Origin of the sequence: Bosea vestrisii (assembly GCF_030144325.1) — a bacterium.
GTDB lineage: Bacteria > Pseudomonadota > Alphaproteobacteria > Rhizobiales > Beijerinckiaceae > Allobosea > Allobosea vestrisii_A.
Genome location: NZ_CP126308.1, coordinates 60,493 through 83,018, shown reverse-complemented (window position 1 = coordinate 83,018; position 22,526 = coordinate 60,493). Strand labels below are relative to the sequence as shown.

Genomic DNA, 22,526 nt, shown 5'->3' with positions numbered 1-22,526 from the left:
CCCAAATCTGTCCGTTTACCTGAGAGCTTAGCCGACGACCTCGGCGTTCCCCTTCGGTGGACGCCCTAAGCGTCTCTCTCCAGAGTGTTCGAAAATACGGTCATTTTGCCTGAGAGTTTCCTTGGGGGTTGCTCCGTCGGCGCCGGCGTATGCCGATCTCTCCCGTATCATCTTTGAACAATATTTCTTTACTCCTGGCTGCTTGCTCAAGTCAACCTACCGCAATGGCGTGCGACCACGCTCGTCGATTCCGACACGCAGGCAACCGCCTCCATCAGGTCACGTGGCGAACTACGCGGCCTCGAAGCTCCTCCACCGTCCGCGCAGAATGGTAAGCTCGATTCTGTAGAGTTCGATGGTTCCGACAAAGGACTAATACGCCTCGGTGACCTTCGGCAAGTGCTGCAAGGAAGTCGGCGTCACACCGCCGCTCTTTGCGACCTTGGAATGCGAGTTGCTGGATAGACGCCGATTCCGATCTCACAGCGAAGCCCGGATGGCCGTCGACGTCGCCCCCCCAATTTGTCCTTGGTTATAATTTGGCTCGGTACTCGTTTTGATCCGAGACCATTTCCTGGATCGCCGGCGGGTTGCGTTTCTGGTCTTTTTTCACGGCGGTGAGCTGGGAGTTTGCAGCAGGATCGGTGGCTGGTTGCCAATGGCCCCGTGCGGCCGATCCTCGTTGTCGCATCTGAGCTAAGCCTCCATCTTTTCGGCCGCATCCGATCGCTCCGTGCAATAAAGCTGCCGCGATCGACGGAAGTGCCGCTAGCGTGACACAACCTCGTCGACCATCGACAAACTGGGCAAGCTCGCCGAATGCCGTGTCGAACTCTGCCACTATACGCTCGGCAATCGGGCGTAATTCCCGTCAATATCCGTGAGCTTCACGCTCCGTGTCGAAAGGCTGGAGCGCGACCTGACCCAACCCGCCCGAGCTGGGTACAGCACACGAAAGTGGGTCAACTCCAACCAGGTTGCAGACCATGACGGCGTGGTGTAGCGTCGTTGACAAACTGAGAGACGAATGTTAAAGAGAATTAGCGATACTTTGGTTTTGCGGTTGCTTGAGCAATTCTCCGCCCTTAGCTGCCGGCGATCGCGGGACTGGCCTGTTAAGGCCCAATTCCAGCGGCGATCTTACGGATCTGATTTCAGGCGCAGCTTGATTTGCGCTCTCAGCGTAGCTCGCCGATCTCCGCTAGGACCGCCTCAGGCGGTTGGCAGATCGGCCTGACGCCTACGTCGAAATCGTCGCATTTTTGCCCTTGTGAATCTTCTATGCGACAAAGCGGCGTGAGCATCCGGGATTGTACGCGGACATTCTGTAATTTCTACATTGATGTCCTTATGGCAGGAGATTCCACGATGATGCCTGTTTTTGGTGCGAAGGCCGAAACCGCCAAACTGGCGCGGCGGCGAGTGAAGGTTGGCTTCATCCTCCTTCCAGGCTTCACGATGTTTTCGTACTCTGCCCTCGTTTATATTTTGAAGCATTGCACCGACCCAGTAGCTGCGGTTGGAGTCGATTTTGAGTATATAGTTTTAGGACAGAAGCCGGCCCAAACGACCTGCGGTGTCCAAGTACCTTCGACAGCGCCTCTACACGCTGCTCGCACGTGCAACTACGTTTTTGTGATAGGTGGGAGGACCGCGGTTCCTATTGAGGACCGTAGATCGATTCTAGAAGCGCTGACAAGTGCCGATATGAATAATGCAACTCTTGTTGGAACAGGTTCGGGACTATTTGTCCTAATCGAAGCTGGATTTTTCGATAAGTTACCTTGCGCAACAGATTGGTACCGGGGCGCCGACCGAGATACTCGTTTTGCCGAGGTGCAGCAAATCTCCGGCATGAACCTGGTGGTGAGCGGTAGGCGGGTTAGCTGTGCGGGCGGGCTAGCGGCGCTGGAACTCGGATCATGGCTATTAGAACGTCATTATTCCGCTCTCGGCGCCGAGATTCCTGCGCCACAAGAGCTTTCGGCTTGCGCCTCCGAAGGTGATGAGAATTTTGGAACAAGAGAAAATGCGCTCGACTCGAGAGTAATTCGAGCGCTAAAGATAATTGAAAGAAATCCAGGGCAGCCATTGAAGATTAAATCTCTTGCGTCATCGTTGGGGATTTCGAAACGGCAGATAGAACGTCTTTTTCAACAGGAAATGAAGCAGCCGGTTCAGAAGTATTGCCGTCAACTGCGACTCACTTATGGATATTGGCTTCTTTTAAATAGCTCTAAGTCGATTACGGAAATCGCGACAATCACTGGTTTCGCCGACAGCTCCCACTTCAATCGATGTTTCCGAACTCAATTCGAAACGACCCCGTCACAAGCGCGGCAATCAAAGGGAAGCGCTGACGACATCATATCACCGCAATGGGCTTCTCTCTACGAAAGAATTGTAGAGAGCGACCAAGATTTAGACCTAACGCGATCGAGAAAGTCAGTTTACACGAACTTGGCTCACTCGGTAGTTGGGTCTTCAAACAGGACCCGCCCGGCGTAAGCCGCCTTGCTGAAGCGTATTTTCACATGCAGCTTTGTGCTTTTCTGACCGGAAGCGGTGCGGGAAAGGTCCGTCATGCGCGGTCAGACTTAGTTCCAAATAACCGCGCGGCTTGAGGTCGAGGCTGTCGCGGTCCAAGCTTAGGGGAGGAACTCCAGCATCGAGGCGCTGATCGTCAGGCTGCGGCTGGATATCGAGTACCTACGGCGTGAGCCGTTCGGGAGCCGGTCAGAGCGCAAGGCGCGGCTGCTCGATCAGTTGGAGATGCGGCTGAGGATCTCGAAGCCAACGCCACAGAAGACGAGCTTGCGGCCGAAGACGAGGCGTTCGCGCGCAAGCGGCCGTCGAGCAAGCCGCTCCATCTACCGCGAGCGCGTCTCGTCATCGCGGCGCCCGCGAGTTGTTCGCGCAGCGGCTCACGGACGCTCGTCAAGCTCGGTTTGGACATCACCGAGACGCTGGCGGTGATCCTGCACCAAAGGGAGGCCATCCAGACGGATCGCGGGCGGTTCTCATGTTGGGAATGCGAGAAAATCCCGCAGCCGCCGGGCACCGCCCCACGTCATCTCCCGCGGTTTCGCCGGGCTGAACTGCTGACGGTAATCTTGTTTAAAAGTTTCGGGCAGCACCAGCCGTTGAATCGACAGTGCGACCGTTTCGCACGCGAGGGCGTCGATCTCAGTCTGTCGACGCCGGCCGATCTTGTCGGCGCCCACGCGACGGTACTGCGCCCGCTCCATGCGATTAATCGCGGCACGTGCCCTGGCCGCCGAGCGCTGGCCTGGCGACGACACGACAGTGCCGATCCTGGCGAAGGCAAAACAGATACCGGCTGCGCCTGGCTTTATGTTCGCGACGATCGTCACTTCATCGGAGTTGACGCACCGGCCGCCCTGTTCCTCGCCTGGCGCAATCGCTCCGGCGATCATCCCGATTGGCTTCTGAAGCGCCTTGACCGGCATCCTACAGCATCGCCTTCGAGGCGGTCCGCCGCATTGATGTGCTGTTCGACAGCGAACGCGAGATCAACGATATGACCGCGACGTAGCGACGGAACATCCGCGGAACGATGAGTGCGCCGCTGGTCGCGGAGCTGGAACAATGGATGCGGGCGGAGCAGCCCAAGCTCGCCCGGCAAGTCCAAACGGCGCAGGCCATCGACTACATGCTCAAGCGATGGGAAGGCTTTGCTCGCTTCCTCGAAGACAGCCGGATCTGCCGGACCAACGACGCGGCCGAGCGGGCGCTGAGGGGGCTCGGCGCTCGGCCGAAAGGCCTGGCGCTTCGTCGGAGCGGACCGCGCGGTCATGTACACCCTGATCTGCACCTCAAAGTTCAACGATGTGGATACTGAAGCCAGCCCGCAAATGTGTTCGCCAGGATTGCCGACACGCCGCCAAGTCGCCTTGGCGAGCTGCTCCTGTGGAACTAGAAGAAAACCATCGCCGGGCTCAAAATACCGCGATCGTGGCCATCACCGAAGGGGTAGCGATAATCTGAGCCTTGCATTCTGTTCACAAGCTGCTTCAGCCGTCGCATCTCCGGTGGTGGTAGCCCATCATGCTTGTTCTTCCGCTTGAAGCGGGCAGCCTGGCCGAGGCCGGCCCAGCGGCAGATCCCCGCGACCAGCATAGCCTCGTTGAGCTGCTTGATGATCAACGCCTAGCGCGCGTCTGAAAACTTCGATGCCTTCATCGTCTGCCTCCCCTGCCAACCGAGGAACTCTGACGCGCAAAAATCTCAACTTCAAACGGCCCTGTTTGCGGCGATCAGATCAATCAGAAGGCTGGACGCTAAATCCCCTGCGGAGGAAAACTCCGTAAATAGGGCAGGGGATCCGCTAGGCTTTGTCCTCGAGCGAAGGACCACAAAGGGCCATCCGCATTGGAAACATAGGAAGGATTTGCGAGAGCGGTCCATCTCGCAAATCTCAGAGATTAGATTCAATCCGCCACCAGCAGCCTCAAGAAATTTATCGGCCGTGGCGACGTGCGTCGCGGGTGTGATACGAAACGCAGCTGTGCGCGATCAATGTAGATCCAGGAAATCAACTCTTGCCACGCAAAATAGAATCTGCAAAGGCTATGAGCACAGAAGCAGCATCCTCTACTTTTTCCGGAAGAAGTGCGTGGCCGGACCCATAAATAATTTCCATCGTCGTTAGATGACCTACTCGATCGAGCAAGTATTCATGCTCGGGTACAGGTGCTATCTTGTCAAATTCAGGTGCAACATAAAGCACCGGCAGATTTTTCCCTACTTCGGTCCAACTACTGTCGGCCGTTGCGTTTGTCGCTGCGAGTTGAAATTGGGAAACCTCTGTATGCCACCCGCTCAACCAAACGGAAGCATCGTGCCCCGGGGCGAAGAAGTCGCGCTGCAAATAAAACAGGCGGTCTGCATCGGGTTTGGCATTGTCTGACACGACATTCACGGAAATCAACAGCTCAGGCGATATTGTGCTGCCAATAATCGCTGCGAGAAGTGCGACCGATTTTGTCATCGAAGGCCAATGATGGGCGAGAACCCGCGCGACCCAGTTGCCAAACGCGTGACCGACCACACACAATGCTTCGGGTTTCTCCGGCGCACAATCAGCTTCGATCGCAGCAACAACATCAGCGGCAAGATCGATCAATGTGATCCCTTCGGTCGGTCCCGAACTTGCACCTATTCCCCGCGGCTGAGGTCGCAAAACGCGGAAGCCCGCCGCAGCAATCACCGGTGCAATTTCATCGAAATCAGTAGCGCCTCTCGCCAGCGAGGGGAGCAGAACAATACGTGGGCCCTTACCTTCGACCAAGAGTTCGACCTGACCTTCATGCGTCGGGATCAGTTTGCGCTCAAGTTTCGACATTGTGTATCCTAAGATTGTGGAAGCGGTGGCATTCCATTACGATCGAAAGCTGCAGTCTTTGTAGGAAGCATCAATACGGACTGTTGCAATTATGGCTCAGCAAAACGCTCGCATAAAATAGATACAGATCTATCATATTGCGGGCCGTCAAAGTGGCAACAGGCCATCCGCCTTTTCTTACAGAGGCTTCGAGCTATCGAAAAACTTGGTAGAGGCCAAAGATGGACGCGATTGGATAGACAGATGCCAGTTGGAAAGCGACGGATATTTTTCTCGCCAGCCGAGCCTCGGGAACCTAAAGTCCGCGTATTCAGCAACAATAGCTAGCGTAATTGATGCTAAACCGAAAGGTCTATGCATTACCAGTTTGGCTATATCGTCGAGGTTTGTCAAAATCATACCGGACTTCAAATTGAATGCGTTTATTAGCGCAATCTGTTTTGCATCTTTCATCGTCTCGATGCGCCATTGTACCAATAGATCGAGGAATCCATCGCACAAGGCATGCAGTCTGAGTTCTTCAATTCGTTCTGCTGGCGAGTTCGGAATAAGCTTAGAGCCGCCTGATAGGTGATCAAGATACTCGATAATCACAAGGCTATCGTAGAGCGCCGTCCCATCATCGCAGACAAGTGTTGGAAGTTGTCCAAGTGGGTTATAGGGCAATAACGCTAAGTCAGGTTTACTTGGTGCGACGCGAGTTGGGATCGTTTCCAATCTGCTAAATAGCCCCAGTTCGTGGGCACTAACGGTAACTTTTCTTACGAACGGAGATGTCGAAGACCAATATAGTTTCATTAGACGAATTCCTTCGGTTATTACCCGGAACAGCGAAATCGATGCTCGCCTGTGACCAACGTAGTTCGCCATAGCGACAGCCCACGCTATCAATCCAAAAGCGTTGGCAATCGGGGTCGACCATCAGCAACACTTTCCGCTGGAGTGCGATGGAGCCGATAGAATTTCGAAGCCTTGAAAGTATGAAAGCTCCGCCGCCGTATCCGACGACGTCGCAATAATCCAAATCCAGATGCGCATTCGTCCTATCGCGCCGGTTCAGGAGCGCGATATGGTTCCAAATAATCAAATTAAATAAGAGGAGGACCCGCATGCGTTTCCTAGCAAAGTGTATCGTCTCCACGATCATGGGCGCATCATTTGTGATGGTCGGTAATGGAGCGGAAGCTAAGCAAAAGATTAAGATCGCATGGGTCGGCCCATTGACCGGCGCCCTGTCGGCCTATGGCTTGGGGGGCGAAATTCCGCAGAATTGGCAGTTCGTGTAATGAATGCGGATCCAGGAGCAAAATACGAGTACGATCTCTTGGCGCTCGATGATGAGTGTAAACCTAACGTTGGCGTACAAGTTGTGACTAAGGCTGCGGTTGATCGCTCGATTGTGGCGGCAATACCATTTTACTGCTCTTCAACTGCGATGGCCGCGATTGATATTTTTAACCGCTACAAACTGCCGATGGTAGTATGGGCTGCCGTGCTTCCGGAAATTACATATGGTAATACCTACCCAGAGATCCACCGCGTAACTGGAGCGCTGATCGGTCAGAACAAGGTCGGTGCAAAATTCATGAAGGATGCGGGTTATAAGACCTTCGTGTCTTTCGCGGACTCTACCGACTTTGGAAAATCTACTACGAAGTATTTTACCCTTTATACTCTAGAAGAGGGCGGTAAAATCTTTGCGAATTTCAGCGTTCCGCCGGACCAGCAAGATTTGTCAGCTGAACTTACCAAAATAAAAGAGCTTAATCCAGAAGTGGTATACTTCGGGGGACTGGTCCCACTCGGTGCCAGGCTAAGAACGCAAATGGAGAAGCTGGGCATTAGGGCTCAATTCGAAGGCAATTCCGCGATCATGGGAGATGCCTATATCAAAGCGGTGGGGCCAGAATTGGCAGAAGGTACCATTGCATTCTATGACAGCCCCCCACTCGAGCAAACCGCCGGAGGCAAGTATTTTTAGAGAAATACCAAGCCACTGGCTTTAAGGAGGCTCCTGAGGCGTACGGCCATTTCTCCTACGCTGCGACGATGCTTGTTCTGGAAGCGATCGAGAAGGTTGGGCCGACAAGAGCTGCCGTGACCGCGGAACTCCGCAAGACGAAAGACCGCGCGTCCATCGTGGGCCCGATAACCTTTGACGATCACGGGCAGAACGTAACGCTTCAAACCACCAAATACATAGTTCAGGATGGAAAGTGGATCGTCTGGGAAGACAGCGAATACGCGAGCGGAAAGCGTAAACTGAAAAAGCCAAACTAATATCTATGCTCACACTACGCACCCCTCGTTAGTTTTTCATTGTGTCAACTTGGCGGTAGGACGGTATGGCCACTTGGATCCAACACATAGTAAACGGCCTTATGCAAGGCACCGTCTACGGGCTCGTGGCGATGGGGTTCACGATCTTTTTCGGCGTGATGAACGTGATCAAATTCTCGCATGGAGATGTCTTCACGTTTGGCGCGTTCGGTGGTCTCGTAGCAGTATGGCTCGCTGACGCAGTTGGGTTGCCGATTTGGAGCCAGCTCCTGTTCGGGTTCGCAATTGCAATCTTAGTAGCCAGTGCATTGGGTGCGTGTATTTCTAGAGTTCTGATACTACCGCTGCGTCATGCGCCGGCTGTCAACATGCTTCTGATGACAATGATGGTAGGCACAGCGATACGAGAAATTATTCGACTGTTCTTCCCAAATGGATCCAATCCACAACGCTTCCCATCGTTGTTGCCAGAAGGAGGGCTTGAATTTCTCGGGGCCTATGTGAGGCTGGATGGGATGCTCCTGATACTCGGAGGTGTAGGGTCAATCGCGCTCGTCCATCTGATTATCAATAGGACGCGGTTCGGGTTGGCGATGCGCGCTGTAGCCGAAGACACAGAAACGGCCAGCATGATGGGCATAAATTTTGAACGTATTGCACCACTCACCTTTGCGCTCGGATCCATGACTGCGGGATTCGCAGGCGTCATGTACGGAGTTTACTACAGCGAAGTAAGCTACAATATGGGTTTGTTGCTATCAGTAATAGGTTTTTCAGCGGCAATTGTCGGAGGTTTAGGAAACATCTGGGGCGCCATACTCGGCGGGTATCTTTTTGCTGCTTTGCAGACCTTAGTTGTCGCCGCGACACCGGCTTTGAGCGAATATAAAAATGTAATAGGATTCGCTATAATGGTCATCATAATTACGTGGCGTCCCACCGGGTTGTTGGCCGAACGCACCAGTGAGCGGGTATAGCTATGAAGATATTTGACACTGCTCCGAGACGAGTTGCAGCCCTCCTAGCTTCACTAATTGCAGCGACGGGCACTTTGTCGGCAGTCATTGAGATACACGATGAAGCGTTATTCGTCGTTGTGCTGCTCGCGGCTATCGCCGGCACATGGATTGCGCATCGCGTAGGGCTACTTCTCGCCGCCGAAACTGCGGCGAAAGAACAGCCGAATTTGCTTCGCGCGGGTCTCATTGCGTCTGCGATAGTTTTGATAATTGCCCTGCGAGAAGATACGTTCGGATTGCTGATGTTCGCAACCGTACTAATCTATGTTCTTGCTTGCTTTGGCCTTACAATTCAGATGGGGTTCGCTGGATTGACGAATTTCGGAGCCGCTGCATTTATGGGTGCTGGGGGTACACGGTAGCAGTGCTCGGTCGCCATGGCGATGTACCCGGCTTGTTATCCGTCATCGCTGCAGGCGCGGTTTCCGTCGCGATTGGATTTATTCTGTTGGCTCCGGTCCTTCGAACCCGAGGGCACTATGCCGCACTTACCACGCTAGCGTTCAGCGTTATGTTCACAGTTTATGTAGATGCCAGTGATATTCTGGGAGGCCCGCAAGGCATCAAGGTGCCCGGACTGATACTATTCGGCTGGGATTTCAGTAAAGATTTCGTCTTGGGCGATTATACCTTCAGCTCGTACGCAAACTATGTGATCTTGACAGGAAGCCTAGTCGGCCTTTCGGGGCTGCTCCTCGGTCTGATGAACCGTTCGTGGATCGGCGTGTGGCTGGACGTTGTTCGGCTGGATGAAACAACCGCTTCGATCTTTGGCTTACGTGTGTGGTATTGGAAATTGCTGGCTTTCACCCTAGGTAATTTTCTGCTCGGGCTTGCAGGTGCAATCTATGCGCAGATGACGGCCTTTATCGCGCCAGCAAATTTTCAGCTAAGCGATAGTCTAGCAATTGTGTCGATCCTCATTTTAGGCGGAGTTGGAAATATATGGGGCATCCTTCCTGCCACGCTTTTGGTCATACTCTTACCTGAGAAGCTTCAAATTGTTCAGGAATATCGCTTCCTCATATTCGCGATGGTCGTAGTATTCGTTCTCATTGTTCGCCCCTCTGGGCTATTGCCTCGGAAACTGCGACGCCTGCGGGAAGGTGCGACAGCATGAACGATACCATCCTAGCGACAAGTGGTTTGACCGTTCGTTTTGGAGGCTTGGTAGCGCTGAGCGAACTCAATGTCTCCATTTCAAAGGGGGATGTGATTGGTCTTATCGGCCCTAATGGATCGGGCAAAACTACATTTTTTAACACAATCAGCGGCTTGGTTCGGTCAAGTTCAGGCTCTATTATCTTTGACGGTTCTGATACCACGAAAATGAAGGTTGATCAGCTCGCGTCGCGAGGCCTGGCTCGGACATTTCAGCGTTCGAGGCTTTGCCTCCCGCTCTCGGTCTTCGACAATATCGCCCTTGGAGCTCAGGGACGCCTCAGTAGTACGTTGTGGGGCAACATTGTTCGAAGATCGGCTTTTCACGCTGAACTTCGACAGCTGGTGGAGCAAATTGAGGATTTGCTTTCCAATTTCGATGATAACCTGGCGAGGAAGATTTTTGATAGCACTGAAACATTAGGGATGATCGATCGCAGGCGGGTTGAGATTTGTCGAGCTCTTCTTGGGAAGCCGTCTCTGCTTCTTTTAGATGAACCATCTGCTGGGATGACGCACGACGAAACCAACCAGCTTATGGATGAAATCTTGGCGATAAGGCCAAAATTTGGAGACCCTACGATCGTGATTGTTGAACATGAAATGGGTCTCATTGAGCGGATAACCGATCATTGCATTGTCTTGAACTACGGGCAGAAAATTTGCGAAGGGACGTTTCGCGAAGTATCGGCCGATTCGGCAGTTAGACGCGCATATTTGGGGCAGTCATGAACCCGATTCTTACCGCACGTGGTGTTTATACCACCTATGACAGCGTCGATGTTCTAACGGGAGTTGATATCGATGTTCTTCCAGGGAAGATAACTTGCATCCTCGGCGTAAATGGGGCGGGCAAATCGACTTTGATCAGATCCATTCTGAGACTTACACCGCCACGAGTCGGTGCAATCACCTTCAACGGAATTAATCTTGACAGATTGAAAACGCACGAGATTGTTCGTCTTGGTATTGGGTGTATACCCGAAGGTCGTCGTATCTTTGGTCGTATGACCGTTGTAGAAAATCTACACGTTGGCGCTTACGCAGAGCGATCCAGTGCCAAGATTCGTGCGCGGTTGGAGCGGGTGTTTCAAATTTTTCCGCGGCTGAAAGAACGTGAAAAGCAGATTGCGGGAACACTTTCAGGCGGTGAGCAAGCAATGGTATCGATCGGACGCGGATTAATGACGGACCCTCAAATGCTCATCATCGACGAACCGTCGCTGGGTCTCTCGCCCCTGTTTGTCCAAGAAAATTTTAATGTCATTCGCGATATCGCAAAAACGGGAGTCACGGTGCTCTTGGTCGAGCAAAACGTCAATCAAACCCTCGCCATCGCTGATTATGGATATGTCTTACTTCAAGGACATGTTATCGTAGAAGGATCAGCAGACGAACTGGGATCAAATCCTGATGTTCAGCGCGCATATTTTGGAGGTGTAAAGTAGAGCGGTTATGACGTTCAGCGGAGACGCTCGAGGGTTTCTTGCAACGCACTCTGCAAAAACATTCTGAGCACCAAGCACTCTGTCTCGGTTCAGAATTCGGAGCGGATCGAGCACTACTTCTACGAGGCCTTCTGCCAGGAGCACGAGGCGCTGACGCGTGAGGAAAGCGCCGCGTTCAATATCCGTCTGATCTTTCTGTTAGCCAACCAGGTTGCAGACCAGAACGTATTGCACGCCTGTCTTGACGCCGCCGGTGCGCCTGGTGCCTGAGGATCGAAGCCGACGGTGACGGTTCGATGGGCCGTCCCCAGGCGATCGACCGCAAGACATTCTCCCGTCACGCTTGCAACAGGCTCCTCCAGAATGGCGGTGTCGATCCGATTGCGGCGGACAAGCGGTTCGGCGTTCATCGGCCCCGGCGCAAATCTCCTGTCAGGCCGGCGGAACCTACGAGGCGCGGTGTTCGATCCATCAGCTTTTATCGCAGCGATTGGTCTGATTGATGTACAGGTGATCCTTATACGTCGCGCCGAGGCCTCCCCGCGGGCGTGCCTCTCAAAAAGGAAGCCTCGTAGTTCTCAGGGAGAGCCGCTGGGTTTATTTAATCCATCCAGATACCGAGATCCGATTTCTGGCGGATATGCTCGACCAGAAAATCGGAGAAGGCACGGATCTTGGCCGGCAGCCTGAGGCGGTTCTGATAGGCGATGTTCATCGTCAGCCTCGGCAGCTCCCAATCCATCAGGATCGGGACTAGGCGGCCCGCCACGATGTCCGGCTGCACAATGTAGAGCGGCTGGATCAGGATACCGAGCCCCGCCAGCGCCGCCTGCCGCACGACCTGGCCATCATTGCTGTCGAGCGCGGCGGAGATGCGGATCGTCTGGGCGGCGGCGCCGCGCCGCAATCGGAGCGAATAGGGATCATTGGCGAGATTGTAGACAAGCATGTCATGGTGCGCGAGGTCGGCGGGGCTTTCCGGCACGCCATGCGCTGCGAAATAGCCCGGCGACGCCGCGAGGACCCGTCGCATTTGACCGAGCCGGCGCACGATGATGTTGGAATCCGGCTCCTGCTCGCGCGTGCGGATCGCGACATCGATGCCCGCCTCGATGAAGTCGGAATAGCGGTTGGCCGCGGTGATCTGGACGTTGAGTTTCGGATAGAGCGCCCGGAACGCTGGCAGCATCGGGGCGAGGTAGATCGTCGCGAAGGACAATGAGCTCGTCACCCGCAGCAGGCCCTTCGGCGACAGGGTGCGCTCGCTGACCGCGTCCTCCGCCTCGGCCAGTTCGTTGAGCAAAGCGCCGCAGCGCTGCAGGAATTCCTGGCCGGCTTCCGTGAGCCAGAGCCGGCGCGTATTGCGCTCGATCAGCCGGGCCGCCAGCCGCTCCTCCAGGGCGGCAAGATGCCGGCTCGCCGCCGCGTTCGACATGGCCAATGTTTCCGCGGCCTTGGACAGGCTGTTCAGCTCCGCCGTTTTCACGAACACCTCGAGCTGGGTCAGTCGATCCATATTTCCATCCGTAGGAAAAGAGAGTTCCGAATTCAGATATTTATTTCCATTTTTCGCAAGTCAAAACTAGCTCGCAATGAGACAAGAAAAGCAGGCGAGGGAACATCATGTCGGGACCCGTCAAGCACATCGTGATGTGGCGGCTGCGCGGCGACACGCCCGAAGAGCGGGCGGCGGCGCGGCTCAAGGTCAAGACCGCATTCGAGGGTCTCAAAGGACTCATCGACGGCCTGAATCATATCGAGGTCGGCGTCGACGTCAGCAATGTCGACTATGCCTGCGACGTGGTGCTGGTGACCGAATTCGCCAACATGTCGGATCTGACGTCCTACGCGACGCATCCCGAGCATCTGCGCGTGCGCCAGGAACTCGGCGATCTCAGGATCGCCCGTCATCAGGTCGACTATCCGATCGACGCTGCCGAGCATCGCGAATAGCGCGCGAGACCCCTCGAGACACAGTGTATCGTCGCCGCGACAAGATGCGCGAAAATCAGGGAACCTCCAGATGATCGGCTCCTTCGTTTATGACGCCCTGCCGGTCCGGGTCGTGTTCGGACGCGGGACGCTGTCCGCTGCTGCCGCGGAGGTGGAGCGGCTCGGTGCAAAGCGTGCGCTGGTGCTGACCACGGCGCAGCAGGAGGCCGAGGGCCGGCGGCTCGGGGCGTCGCTTGGAGGGCTGTTCAGCGGGATTTATCCAGGCGCGACGATGCACACGCCGGCGGATGTGACCGAGGCGGCGCTGAGCGTGATGACGGAGAGCGGAGCGGACTGCGTGGTCTCGCTGGGCGGCGGCTCCACGACGGGGCTCGGCAAGGCGCTGGCGCTGCGCACCGGCGTCAAGCAGCTCTGCATCCCCACAACCTATGCCGGTTCCGAGATGACCCCCATCCTCGGAGAGACCAAGGACGGCCTCAAGACGACCGTCCGCACGTTCGATGTGTTGCCGGAGACGGTGATCTACGACGTCGATCTCACCTTGACCTTGCCCGCGGCGCTTTCGGCGACCTCCGGCATCAATGCGGTCGCCCACGCCGTCGAGGCGCTCTATGCGCAGGATCGCAATCCGATCGTGTCGCTGATGGCCGAGGAGGGGATTCGCACATTGGCAGTGGCGCTGCCCGCGATCATCCGCGATCCGCAGGATGCGGAAGCCCGGACACGGGCGCTCTACGGAGCCTGGCTCTGCGGCTATTGCCTCGGCTCCGTCGGCATGGCTCTGCACCACAAGCTCTGCCATGTGCTCGGCGGTTCGTTCAATCTGCCGCATGCCGAGACGCACACGATCGTGCTGCCGCATGCGGTTGCCTATAACGCCGCGGCCACGCCCGAGGCGATGGGCGCGATCCGCAGGGCCCTGGACGTTCCGGATGCGGCGAACGGCCTGTTCGATCTCATCTGCCGCCTTGGCGTGCCGCAAGCACTGGCGGATATCGGCATGCCGCAGGAGGGCATCGGCCACGCTGCCGACATCGCCGTCGAGAAGCCCTACTGGAATCCGCGCCCGATCGAACGTGACGCGATCCACGCTCTGCTCGCACGTGCTTACGCCGGCGAGCCGCCGCTATCCGAGACCGTGTCGAAGGCGGCCTGAAGCGATGACGCGGCAAACCCTCATCGCAGGCGCGACGATCGTCACAATGGATGCCGCCGGCGACCTGCTTTCGGGCGACATCCTGATCGAGGGCGAGCGGATCGCGGCCATCGCCCCGCGCATCGACGCGCCGGACGCCGAACATGTCGATGCACGGGGCCGCATCGCGATCCCGGGTCTCGTCAACGCCCATATGCACACCTGGCAGACGGGCCTGCGCGGCCTCGCCGCCGACTGGACGCTGCTTGAATATTTCCGCTGGGTCCATGCCGGTCTGGCGACACGCTTCCGGCCCGACGATATCCGGATCGCCACACTTGTTGGTGCGCTCGGGCAGATCGATGCCGGCACGACAACGCTGGTCGACTGGTGTCACAACAATCCGACGCCCGACCATACCGACGCCGCCGTCGAGGCGCTCGCCGAGAGCGGCATCCGGGCGGCGTTCTTTCACGGCTCGCCGAAGCCGGATCCGCAACCCGGCGAGCCGCATTTCTCCGAGGTCCCGCATCCCCGCTCCGAGGTCGAGCGGTTGCGCCGCGGACGGTTCGCGTCCGACGAAGGCCTCCTTACCCTCGGCCTCGCCATCCTCGGCCCGCACTATGCGACGCTGCCCGTCTCGCTCGCCGATTTCCGGTTGGCGCGAGAATTCGGGCTCGTCGCTTCGATGCATCAGGGCGGCGGGCCGGCCCGGACGCCCGGCGGTTGGGAGGCTCTGATCGAGGCCGGCCTCGTCGGCCCCGGCGTCAACATCGTCCATGGCAACGACCTGCCGGACGCATTGTTTGAACGGCTCGTGGGACTCGGCGTCTCGTTTTCGGCCGCGCCGGAGAACGAGATGAGCCAGGGCCATGGTTTTCCGGTTACCGGCCGGCTGCGGGCGCTCGGCGCCGCGCCGTCGCTGGGCGTCGATCTCGAATCCGTCATCGCCGGCGACATGCTGACGGTCGGGCGGGTCGCACTTGGGGCGCAGCGGGCGCTCGACAACGCACGGAGCCGGCAGGAGACGGGCGCGATTCCGTCGACGTCGTCGATCCCGGTGCGCGAGGCGCTGTCATGGATCACGATCGAGGGCGCGCGGATGCTGGGGCTGGAGCATCGTATTGGCTCGCTCGCGCCCGGAAAGCAGGCGGACATCGTGCTGATCGATGCGCGGGCGCTGCATCTGCAGCCCGTCCACGATCCCGTCGCCACGGTCGTCATGCAGGCCGGCCGGGGCGATATCGAGGCTGTGATGATCGCAGGCCGGTTCCGCAAGCACGCTGGGCGTCTCGACGCAACCGGTCTCGACACGAAGCTCGCAGAACTCGCCGCCTCGGGGAGCCGAATCGTCCGCGATCTCGGACTCCGGCAGAATGCCGCTTGAGGAGAATGGCATGGCACCGGCACTGACAATCGGCTGGATCGGCCTCGGCAAGATGGGGCTGCCGATCGCGATCCGTATCGCCGAGGCGGGCCACGACGTCACCGGCCATGACCGCGATGTCGGCCGGATGGACGCTGCCGCCGCGCACGGCGTGAGGACGGTGCTGGAGATGGCGGCTGCCGCGTCCCGCGACATCGTCTTCACCTCCCTGCCGGACGACCGCGCCCTGCAGTCCGTCGCGCTGGGCGCCGGGGGTCTGCTCGCGGCGATGCCACAAGGCGCGATCCTGGTGGAGACGAGCACCGTCAGTCCCGGCATTTCGGCTGAGGTGGCGCGCGCTGCCGAGGCGCGTGGCGTCGCCTATCTCCGGCTGCCTGTCTCGGGCAATGCCTCGATCGCTCATACCGGTAACCTGACCTGCTTCGTTTCGGGGCCAGCCGCCGCGTTCGAGGCTGTGCGCCCCGTTGCAGCCGCTTTCACACGCGCGCAGAAATACCTCGGAGAGGCCGAGGAGGCGCGCTACGCCAAGCTCGCGGTCAACCTGATGATCGCGGTGTCCGCGGCGATGATGGGCGAGAGCATCGTTCTCGCCCGCAAGGGCAGGATCGGCTGGCAGGACATCCTCGATGTGCTGACGGAGAGCGCCGTCGCCTCGCCGATGGTCAAGTACAAGGCCGTGCATCTCGCCGAGCGGGATTTCAGCCCGACCTTCTCCTGCCGGCAGATGGCCAAGGATCTCGACCTCATCATCGACGCCGGGCATGCGAGCGCGGTTGCGATGCCGCTCGCGGCCCTGACGCGAGAGACCTATGGCGCGCTCATCGGCAGGGGGGTGCGGCGAGGATGATTTCATCTCCACCGTGCGGCTCAGCGAATGGCTCGCCGGTCTGGGCGAGCCCGATAGGGAAGACAAGCCAGGAGGACGCGATGCGGAACTTTGACGAGTTCACCATTACAGATGCCGTGCTGGATCGCGTCGGCAACGCGACGGACCCGCGCATCCGCGAGATCAGCGAGGCGCTCGTCCGCCACCTCCACGCCTTCGTCCGCGAGATCCAGCCGACGCAGGAGGAGTGGCAGAAGGGCATCGAGTTCCTGACCCGGACGGGGCATATCTGCGACGACAAGCGCCAGGAATTCATCCTGCTCTCCGACACGCTCGGCGTCTCGATGCTCGTCGACGCGATCAATCATCGGCTGCCCGAAGGCGCGACGGAGACGACGGTCCTGGGGCCGTTCTACGTCCAGGAGCCGCCGGAGCGTGCGCTCGGAGCCGATATTTCCGAGGGGATGAAGGGCGAGCCTCTCTTCGTCTCAGGCTCGGTCAGCGGGTCCGACGGCAAGCCGCTGGTCAATGCGGCGGTCGATGTCTGGCATTCCGACGATGACGGCTACTACGACGTGCAGCAGCTCGACGCGCTCGGCGGCCTCGCCATGCGGGCAAGGTTCCGCACCGACGCGCAGGGCAGGTTCCATTTCTGGACGATCAAGCCCGCCGCCTACCCGATCCCCCATGACGGCCCGGTCGGGCAGATGCTCGCGGCGCAAGGGCGCCATCCCTGGCGGCCGGCGCATGTGCATTTCATGATCGATGCGCCCGGCCACGAATGCCTCGTGACGCATGTCTTCGTGGCGGGTGACCAGTACCTCGATTCCGATGTCGTCTTCGGGGTGAAGGATTCGCTGATCCGCGAATTTGTCGAACACCCGGCGGGACAGGCCCCTGACGGCCGTTCGCTCGATCGGCCCTATGCCCGGCTCCATTATGATTTCGGCCTGAAGCCGAAGACGGGAAAGGCGTCGCGCGCGGCCTGACAGCAAGCAACGCGGCCATAAGGCCCAAAAAGACGAACCAGCCGAGGCCGGATCAACCGGTCCGCCAAGAAACGAACCAGGGGAGGAACGGACGATGACCGCGCATGCGAGCGTCGACGGAATCATGGCGCGGCTCACCGGCATGGTGGGAGAGCGCGCCACGCGGGCGCCGGGTGTCCTCGACGGACACGGGCGCAGCGAGGCCTATCATGCGCCGCGTCCCCCGATGTCGTCGTTTTTCCCGACGATGCGGACGAGGTCCGGCGCATCGTCCGGCTTTGCGCCGAGACCGGCATGCCGATCGTCCCGTTCGGAGCGGGAACCTCGCTCGAAGGCAATGCGGCCGCGCTCGACGGCGGCCTGTGCCTCGACATGACGCGGATGAACCGCGTGCTGGCCGTGAATGCCGAGGACATGGATATCCGGGTCCAGCCGGGCATCACTCGCAAGCAGCTCAACGCGCAGCTGCGCGACACCGGGCTCTTCTTTCCGATCGATCCTGGCGCCGACGCCTCGATCGGCGGCATGGCGTCGACGCGGGCATCGGGGACGATGGCAGTCCGCTACGGCACAATGAAGGACAATGTGCTGGCGCTCGAGGTCGTGCTCGCCGATGGCCGGATTATCCGCACGGCGCGCCGGGCGCGGAAATCATCCGCCGGCTACGATCTCACGCGGCTCTTCGTCGGCGCGGAAGGAACGCTCGGCGTGATCACGGAGGTCACGCTGAAGCTGCATCCGCAGCCCGAAGCGATCTCCTCGGCGGTTTGCGCCTTTCCCGATCTGAAGGCGGCAGTCGACACGGCGATCGCGGTGATCCAGTCGGGCATTCCGGTGGCGCGCATCGAACTGCTCGACGCGGTGATGATGCGGGGCGTCAACGCCTATGCGAAGCTTGATCACCGCGAGGCCCCGACCCTTTTCTTCGAGTTCCACGGCAGCCCGGCGGGCGTCGCCGAGCAGGCCGAGCTTGCGCAGGCGATCGCGGCGGATCAGAGCGGCCTCGGCTTCGCATGGACGACCACGCCCGAGGAGCGCAGCAGGCTCTGGCAGGCGCGCGACAACACGCTCTATGCCGGCCTCGGCCTTCGTCCAGGCGCCCGCGCGATGGTCACGGACGTCTGCGTGCCGATCTCGCGTCTCACCGAATGCCTGAGCCTGACGGCGCGGGATATCGAGGAGAGCCGCCTGATCGCGCCGGTGGTGGGCCATGTCGGCGACGGCAACTTTCATCTGCTCATCCTGATCGACCCCGCCGACGCCGAGGAAATCGCGCGGGCCAAGGCGTTCCACGGAAGGCTCGTCGAACGGGCGCTCGCGCTCGAAGGCACATGCACGGGCGAACACGGCATCGGCGCCGGGAAGATCGATTTCCTCGAACAGGAGCTGGGCGAGGCGGTCGACGCGATGCGCGCGATCAAGCAGGCGCTCGATCCGCACAACATCATGAACCCGGGCAAGATCTTCCGGCAGCATGCCGGAGACGGGGAGAGCCGCCGATGAACGCCGCCATCGAGCCCAGAATTCGGCCCGTTCCGTCGGCTCCCGTCGAAGCCGCGCCGCTGCTCGAACTTCGGGGGATTTCAAAGCAATTTCCCGGCGTGAAGGCGCTCGACGACGTCTCCTTCGCGGTGCGGCCGGGCGAGGTCCATATGCTGCTGGGCGAGAACGGCGCCGGCAAATCCTCGCTGATGAAGGTTCTGTGCGGCGCCTACAGGGCCGATGCGGGCGAATATTTCCACAAGGGCGAGAAGGTCGAGATCACCTCGCCGGCCGATGCGCGCAAGCTCGGCATCGCCGTCATCTTCCAGGAATTCTCGCTCGTCCCCTATCTCGACATCGCCCAGAACATCTTCCTGGGGCGCGAGTTCAAGGCGCGGGTGCCGGGCTTCATCGACCGCGAGCGCACCTATCGCGAGGCTCGGCGCGTTCTTGACTGGATCGGCTTCGACATCGATCCGAGGACACCCGTCCACAGCCTCGGAGTCGCCCAGCAGCAGATGGTCGAGATCGCCAAGGCCCTGTCGCAGGAGGCAAGCATCCTGGTGATGGACGAGCCGACGGCCGCGCTGTCGGACCGGGAGACCGAGCGGCTCTTTGCCATGATGCGCCAGCTCCAGGCGCAGGGCGTGGCGATCGTCTACATCTCGCATCGCATGGCCGAGGTCTTCGCTCTGGGCGACCGCATCACCGTGCTGCGCGACGGGCGCAATGCCGGCCAGGCCCTGCCGGGCGAGACCACGCCGGACGAACTCGTGCGCATGATGGTCGGCCGCAGCGTCGACATGAGCTATCCTCGCCATTTCGCCGAGACGCCGGGCGAGATCGCGCTCGAAGTGATCGGCTTGTCGGCCGCCAACGGGATCAGGGATATCGATCTGGTCGTCCGAGCCGGCGAGATCGTGGGCCTGTGCGGATTGGTCGGTTCGGGCCGCACGGAAGTCGCCCGCGCGATCTTCGGGGCCGATCCGGTCACGGCGGGCGAGATCCGCGTCTTCGGCCAGCTCAGGACCGGCGGTCCCGATATGGCTGCGGCGCAGGGCATCGCGCTGATCCCCGAAAGCCGCAAGAGCGAGGGCCTCGCGCTGATCCGCAGCGTCAGCGACAATCTGGCCATCGCCGGCCTCGACAAGCTCTTTCCGAACGGGCTGTTCAAGCCGGGCCGCGCGAAGCGCTCCGCCGAGGAACTGATCGCCCGCCTGCGCATCGCGACGCCCTCGCCGAACCAGACCGTCGGGCTGCTCTCGGGCGGCAACCAGCAGAAGGTCGTGATCGGGAAATGGCTGGCGGCCGAGGCCCGGCTCTTCATCTTCGACGAGCCGACGCGCGGCATCGATGTCGGCGCCAAATCCGAGATCTTCGCGCTGATCGACCAACTCGTCGCGCAGGGCGCCGCCGTTCTGATGATCTCCTCCGAACAGGCCGAGATCGTCCATGTCTGCGACCGGGCCTACGTCATGCGCGAGGGCCGCATCGTCGGCGAACTCGCGCGCCAGCAACTCTCCGAAGAAAACATCGTGAAGATGGGGATGCATCATGGCTGAGCTGGTCCTTGCCCCGGGCCGCACGCAATTCGCGCGCATTCCGGGCGTCGCCATCGTTCTCGTCGTGCTGCTGGTGGCCTTCTCCGTCGCGAGCCCGCGCTTCGCCAGCACGGCCAACCTCTCCAACGTGCTCGTGCAGTCGACGATCCTGCTGCTGCTGGCGCTGCCGATGACGCTGATCATCATGACCGAGGGCATCGACCTCTCGATGGGCGCCGTGCTGACGGTCGCCTCGATCGTCTTCGCGCTGGTCGTGGTGGCGAGCCAGTCGCTGCTGCTAGGCCTCGTCGCCGCCATGATGGTCGGGGGCGCGTTCGGCGTGCTGAACGGCTGGCTGGTCGCGCTCCTGCGCATTCCGCCCTTCGTCGCGACGCTTGGCACGCTCGGCGTCGCCCAGGGGCTGGCGCTGATCGTCAGCGACGGCCAGAGCGTGGTCGGCATTCCCCGCCATGTCCGCGCGGTCTACTCGGGAGAGGCGTTCGGGCTGCCGCTGCCGATCCTCATTGGCGCGGCGACCTACCTCGCCTTCCACGGCCTGCTCTATCACACGCGCTTCGGCGTCTATGTCTTCGCGCTCGGCGGCAACAGGGACGCGCTGACGCTCGCCGGCATTCGCTGGCCGCGCATGCTCATCGCGGTCTATGCGCTGGGCGGAGCCATGGCGGGTTTTGCGGCGATGCTGATGACGGCGCGCATGAATGCGGGCCACCCGACGGCGGCGATCGGCATGGAGTTCGACGCTATCGCGGCGGTGGCGCTGGGGGCACCTCCTTCGAGCGTGGCAATGGCTGGATCTTTGGCACGCTGCTGGGCGTCGTCACTGTCGGCGTGATGCGCAACGGCCTCAATCTGCTGGCGGTGCCGTCCTCAGTGCAGGTCGCCTGCATCGGCGTCCTCGTCATCTTCGCCCTCTTCATCGATGGCCTGCGGAGCCAGAAATCATGAGCACGAGCGACAACATCCTGGCGCCTGCGAGCCGCATCCATCTCTCGCAGGATGTCGTGCAGGTGCTCTACCGGTTGCTTGCGGCAGGCCTGCTCTGCGTCGCGCTGGCCCTGCTGACCGAATCCTTCCTGAACATGAACAACCTGCTCAACGTGCTGCGGCAGGCGAGCCTCCTGTTCTTCCTGGCCTCGGGGCTGACCCTGGTGATCCTGACCGGCGGCCTCGACCTGTCGGTCGGTGCCAATATCGGCATTTCGGCCTGCCTTGCCGCGACCGCGATCAAGGCGACGGGCTCGCCGGCGCTCGGCGTGCTCGTCGGCCTCGGCGTCGGCAGCCTTGTCGGCTTCTTCAACGGGCTGATGGTGACGAAGCTCAGGATCCCGTCTTTCATCGCCACTTACGGCATGCTCTGGGTGCTGCACGGCGTCACCTACTACTACATGGCCGGCGAGACGATCCACGGCTTCCCACCGGGGTTCCGGCAGATCGGCAGCGGCTATTTCCTGGGCGTTCCGATCCCGGTCTACCTGATGGTGACCTTCCTCGCGGTGGGCATGTTCTTCGCGCAGCGCACCAACTGGGGCCAACAGATCTATGCCATCGGCGCGAACCCGGTCGCGGCGCGGCTCTCTGGAATTCCGGTCAATTCGCGCCTGATCCTCGTCTACACCGTCTCCGGCGCCATGGCCGGCATCGCCTCTATCGTTTTCCTGGCCCGGCTCAATTCGGCCGAGGGCGACATCGGCGAGGCCATGACCCTGCCGGCGATCGCCGCCGTGCTGATCGGTGGAACCTCGCTTTTCGGCGGCGTCGGCACCGTCTTCGGCACCTTCGTTGGTGCCCTGATCCTGACGCTCGTGCTCAACGGCATGAACCTGCTCGCGGTGAACGCGAACTGGCAGCCGCTGGTCACCGGCGTGATCGTCGTTCTCGCGGTCTGGCTCGACATGTATGGCCGCCGCCGAACCTGACCG

Annotated in this window: 20 protein-coding genes, 7 pseudogenes and 1 riboswitch; of the genes and pseudogenes, 22 read left to right on the top strand and 5 right to left on the bottom strand. The window is 59.7% G+C overall.

All coding sequences use genetic code 11. The features are described from left to right. Positions 1 to 87 precede the first annotated feature (87 nt). A riboswitch (glycine riboswitch) is annotated at positions 88 to 175 on the bottom strand. Between the two features lie 201 nt (positions 176 to 376). After that, a pseudogene (locus QO058_RS29565) lies at positions 377 to 505 on the top strand (IS3-like element ISMxa1 family transposase); the annotation flags it as partial. Positions 506 to 609: 104 nt separating this feature from the next. On the opposite strand, the pseudogene QO058_RS29560 reads toward QO058_RS29565, so the two are convergent. After that, positions 610 to 726: pseudogene (locus tag QO058_RS29560) on the bottom strand (integrase core domain-containing protein); the annotation flags it as partial. A 642-nt stretch (positions 727 to 1,368) separates the two neighbouring features. Between QO058_RS29560 and QO058_RS29555 the strand changes: the two are divergent. The 4 genes from QO058_RS29555 (at position 1,369) to QO058_RS31575 (ending at position 3,862) form a co-directional block, all read left to right on the top strand. Continuing rightward, positions 1,369 to 2,508: a GlxA family transcriptional regulator gene (locus QO058_RS29555; RefSeq protein ID WP_284173380.1), complete on the top strand. Its 1,140-nt coding sequence runs from the start codon at positions 1,369 to 1,371 to the stop codon at positions 2,506 to 2,508. A gap of 159 nt (positions 2,509 to 2,667) precedes the next feature. After that, a complete protein-coding gene (locus QO058_RS31585; protein WP_432212107.1) occupies positions 2,668 to 2,976 on the top strand; it encodes an IS66 family transposase in 309 nt (102 codons plus the stop codon). Next, positions 2,973 to 3,545, top strand: coding sequence for an IS66 family transposase (locus QO058_RS31580; RefSeq protein ID WP_432212106.1), 573 nt, complete (start codon positions 2,973 to 2,975; stop codon positions 3,543 to 3,545). Before QO058_RS31585 ends, QO058_RS31580 begins: the two co-directional genes overlap by 4 nt. A 32-nt stretch (positions 3,546 to 3,577) precedes the next feature. Beyond that, on the top strand, positions 3,578 to 3,862 hold the full coding sequence (locus tag QO058_RS31575) for an IS66 family transposase (protein ID WP_432212101.1): 285 nt from the start codon (positions 3,578 to 3,580) through the stop codon (positions 3,860 to 3,862). Positions 3,863 to 4,026: 164 nt separating this feature from the next. On the opposite strand, the pseudogene QO058_RS29545 reads toward QO058_RS31575, so the two are convergent. From QO058_RS29545 to QO058_RS29535, 3 genes and pseudogenes are all read right to left on the bottom strand, one after another. Next, a pseudogene (locus QO058_RS29545) lies at positions 4,027 to 4,167 on the bottom strand (IS3 family transposase); the annotation flags it as partial. Positions 4,168 to 4,555: 388 nt separating this feature from the next. After that, positions 4,556 to 5,365: an alpha/beta fold hydrolase gene (locus QO058_RS29540; protein ID WP_284173379.1), complete on the bottom strand. Its 810-nt coding sequence runs from the start codon at positions 5,363 to 5,365 to the stop codon at positions 4,556 to 4,558. 177 nt (positions 5,366 to 5,542) lie between these two features. Continuing rightward, positions 5,543 to 6,235, bottom strand: coding sequence for a glutathione S-transferase family protein (locus QO058_RS29535; protein WP_284173378.1), 693 nt, complete (start codon positions 6,233 to 6,235; stop codon positions 5,543 to 5,545). A 239-nt stretch (positions 6,236 to 6,474) separates the two neighbouring features. On the opposite strand from QO058_RS29535, the gene QO058_RS29530 reads away from it, so the two are divergent. The 8 genes and pseudogenes from QO058_RS29530 (at position 6,475) to QO058_RS31285 (ending at position 11,543) form a co-directional block, all read left to right on the top strand. Further along, positions 6,475 to 6,651: a hypothetical protein gene (locus QO058_RS29530; RefSeq protein WP_284173377.1), complete on the top strand. Its 177-nt coding sequence runs from the start codon at positions 6,475 to 6,477 to the stop codon at positions 6,649 to 6,651. Then, positions 6,573 to 7,346: a branched-chain amino acid ABC transporter substrate-binding protein gene (locus QO058_RS29525; RefSeq protein WP_347976749.1), complete on the top strand. Its 774-nt coding sequence runs from the start codon at positions 6,573 to 6,575 to the stop codon at positions 7,344 to 7,346. Before QO058_RS29530 ends, QO058_RS29525 begins: the two co-directional genes overlap by 79 nt. Positions 7,347 to 7,378: 32 nt before the next feature. After that, positions 7,379 to 7,645 (top strand): annotated as a pseudogene (locus QO058_RS29520) (branched-chain amino acid ABC transporter substrate-binding protein); the annotation flags it as partial. A 65-nt stretch (positions 7,646 to 7,710) separates the two neighbouring features. After that, positions 7,711 to 8,622, top strand: coding sequence for a branched-chain amino acid ABC transporter permease (locus QO058_RS29515; protein ID WP_284173374.1), 912 nt, complete (start codon positions 7,711 to 7,713; stop codon positions 8,620 to 8,622). A 145-nt stretch (positions 8,623 to 8,767) separates the two neighbouring features. After that, positions 8,768 to 9,784: a branched-chain amino acid ABC transporter permease gene (locus QO058_RS29510; RefSeq protein ID WP_432212100.1), complete on the top strand. Its 1,017-nt coding sequence runs from the start codon at positions 8,768 to 8,770 to the stop codon at positions 9,782 to 9,784. Continuing rightward, a complete protein-coding gene (locus QO058_RS29505; protein WP_284173372.1) occupies positions 9,781 to 10,557 on the top strand; it encodes an ABC transporter ATP-binding protein in 777 nt (258 codons plus the stop codon). The genes QO058_RS29510 and QO058_RS29505 overlap by 4 nt, the downstream gene beginning before the upstream one ends. Continuing rightward, positions 10,554 to 11,273 (top strand): ABC transporter ATP-binding protein, encoded by a 720-nt coding sequence (locus tag QO058_RS29500; protein ID WP_284173371.1) that lies wholly within the window; start codon positions 10,554 to 10,556, stop codon positions 11,271 to 11,273. Before QO058_RS29505 ends, QO058_RS29500 begins: the two co-directional genes overlap by 4 nt. A 60-nt stretch (positions 11,274 to 11,333) precedes the next feature. Further along, positions 11,334 to 11,543 carry a DUF2783 domain-containing protein gene (locus QO058_RS31285; RefSeq protein ID WP_347976783.1) on the top strand — a complete coding sequence of 70 codons (210 nt, stop codon included), beginning with the start codon at positions 11,334 to 11,336 and terminating at the stop codon, positions 11,541 to 11,543. Positions 11,544 to 11,874: 331 nt separating this feature from the next. Here QO058_RS31285 and QO058_RS29490 read toward each other — a convergent pair whose 3' ends face one another. Then, positions 11,875 to 12,789, bottom strand: coding sequence for a LysR family transcriptional regulator (locus QO058_RS29490; RefSeq protein WP_284173370.1), 915 nt, complete (start codon positions 12,787 to 12,789; stop codon positions 11,875 to 11,877). A gap of 107 nt (positions 12,790 to 12,896) precedes the next feature. On the opposite strand from QO058_RS29490, the gene QO058_RS29485 reads away from it, so the two are divergent. From QO058_RS29485 to QO058_RS29445, 9 genes and pseudogenes are all read left to right on the top strand, one after another. Next, complete coding sequence (locus QO058_RS29485; protein ID WP_284173369.1) at positions 12,897 to 13,226, top strand: Dabb family protein; 330 nt, start codon at positions 12,897 to 12,899, stop codon at positions 13,224 to 13,226. Between the two features lie 70 nt (positions 13,227 to 13,296). Beyond that, the gene (locus tag QO058_RS29480; protein WP_284173368.1) at positions 13,297 to 14,382 is read left to right on the top strand and encodes a maleylacetate reductase; all 1,086 of its coding nucleotides are present in this window, start codon (positions 13,297 to 13,299) and stop codon (positions 14,380 to 14,382) included. Between the two features lie 4 nt (positions 14,383 to 14,386). Continuing rightward, the gene (locus QO058_RS29475; RefSeq protein WP_284173367.1) at positions 14,387 to 15,748 is read left to right on the top strand and encodes an amidohydrolase family protein; all 1,362 of its coding nucleotides are present in this window, start codon (positions 14,387 to 14,389) and stop codon (positions 15,746 to 15,748) included. A gap of 10 nt (positions 15,749 to 15,758) precedes the next feature. Continuing rightward, a pseudogene (locus tag QO058_RS29470) lies at positions 15,759 to 16,689 on the top strand (NAD(P)-dependent oxidoreductase). Next, positions 16,676 to 17,563: an intradiol ring-cleavage dioxygenase gene (locus QO058_RS29465; protein ID WP_284173366.1), complete on the top strand. Its 888-nt coding sequence runs from the start codon at positions 16,676 to 16,678 to the stop codon at positions 17,561 to 17,563. The pseudogene QO058_RS29470 and the gene QO058_RS29465 overlap by 14 nt, the downstream one beginning before the upstream one ends. 94 nt (positions 17,564 to 17,657) lie before the next feature. Next, a pseudogene (locus tag QO058_RS29460) lies at positions 17,658 to 19,066 on the top strand (FAD-linked oxidase C-terminal domain-containing protein). Next, on the top strand, positions 19,063 to 20,607 hold the full coding sequence (locus QO058_RS29455; RefSeq protein ID WP_284173365.1) for a sugar ABC transporter ATP-binding protein: 1,545 nt from the start codon (positions 19,063 to 19,065) through the stop codon (positions 20,605 to 20,607). Before QO058_RS29460 ends, QO058_RS29455 begins: the two are co-directional and overlap by 4 nt. Continuing rightward, a pseudogene (locus tag QO058_RS29450) lies at positions 20,600 to 21,552 on the top strand (ABC transporter permease). Before QO058_RS29455 ends, QO058_RS29450 begins: the two are co-directional and overlap by 8 nt. Continuing rightward, a complete protein-coding gene (locus QO058_RS29445) occupies positions 21,549 to 22,523 on the top strand; it encodes an ABC transporter permease (protein ID WP_284173364.1) in 975 nt (324 codons plus the stop codon). The pseudogene QO058_RS29450 and the gene QO058_RS29445 overlap by 4 nt, the downstream one beginning before the upstream one ends. Positions 22,524 to 22,526 lie beyond the last annotated feature (3 nt).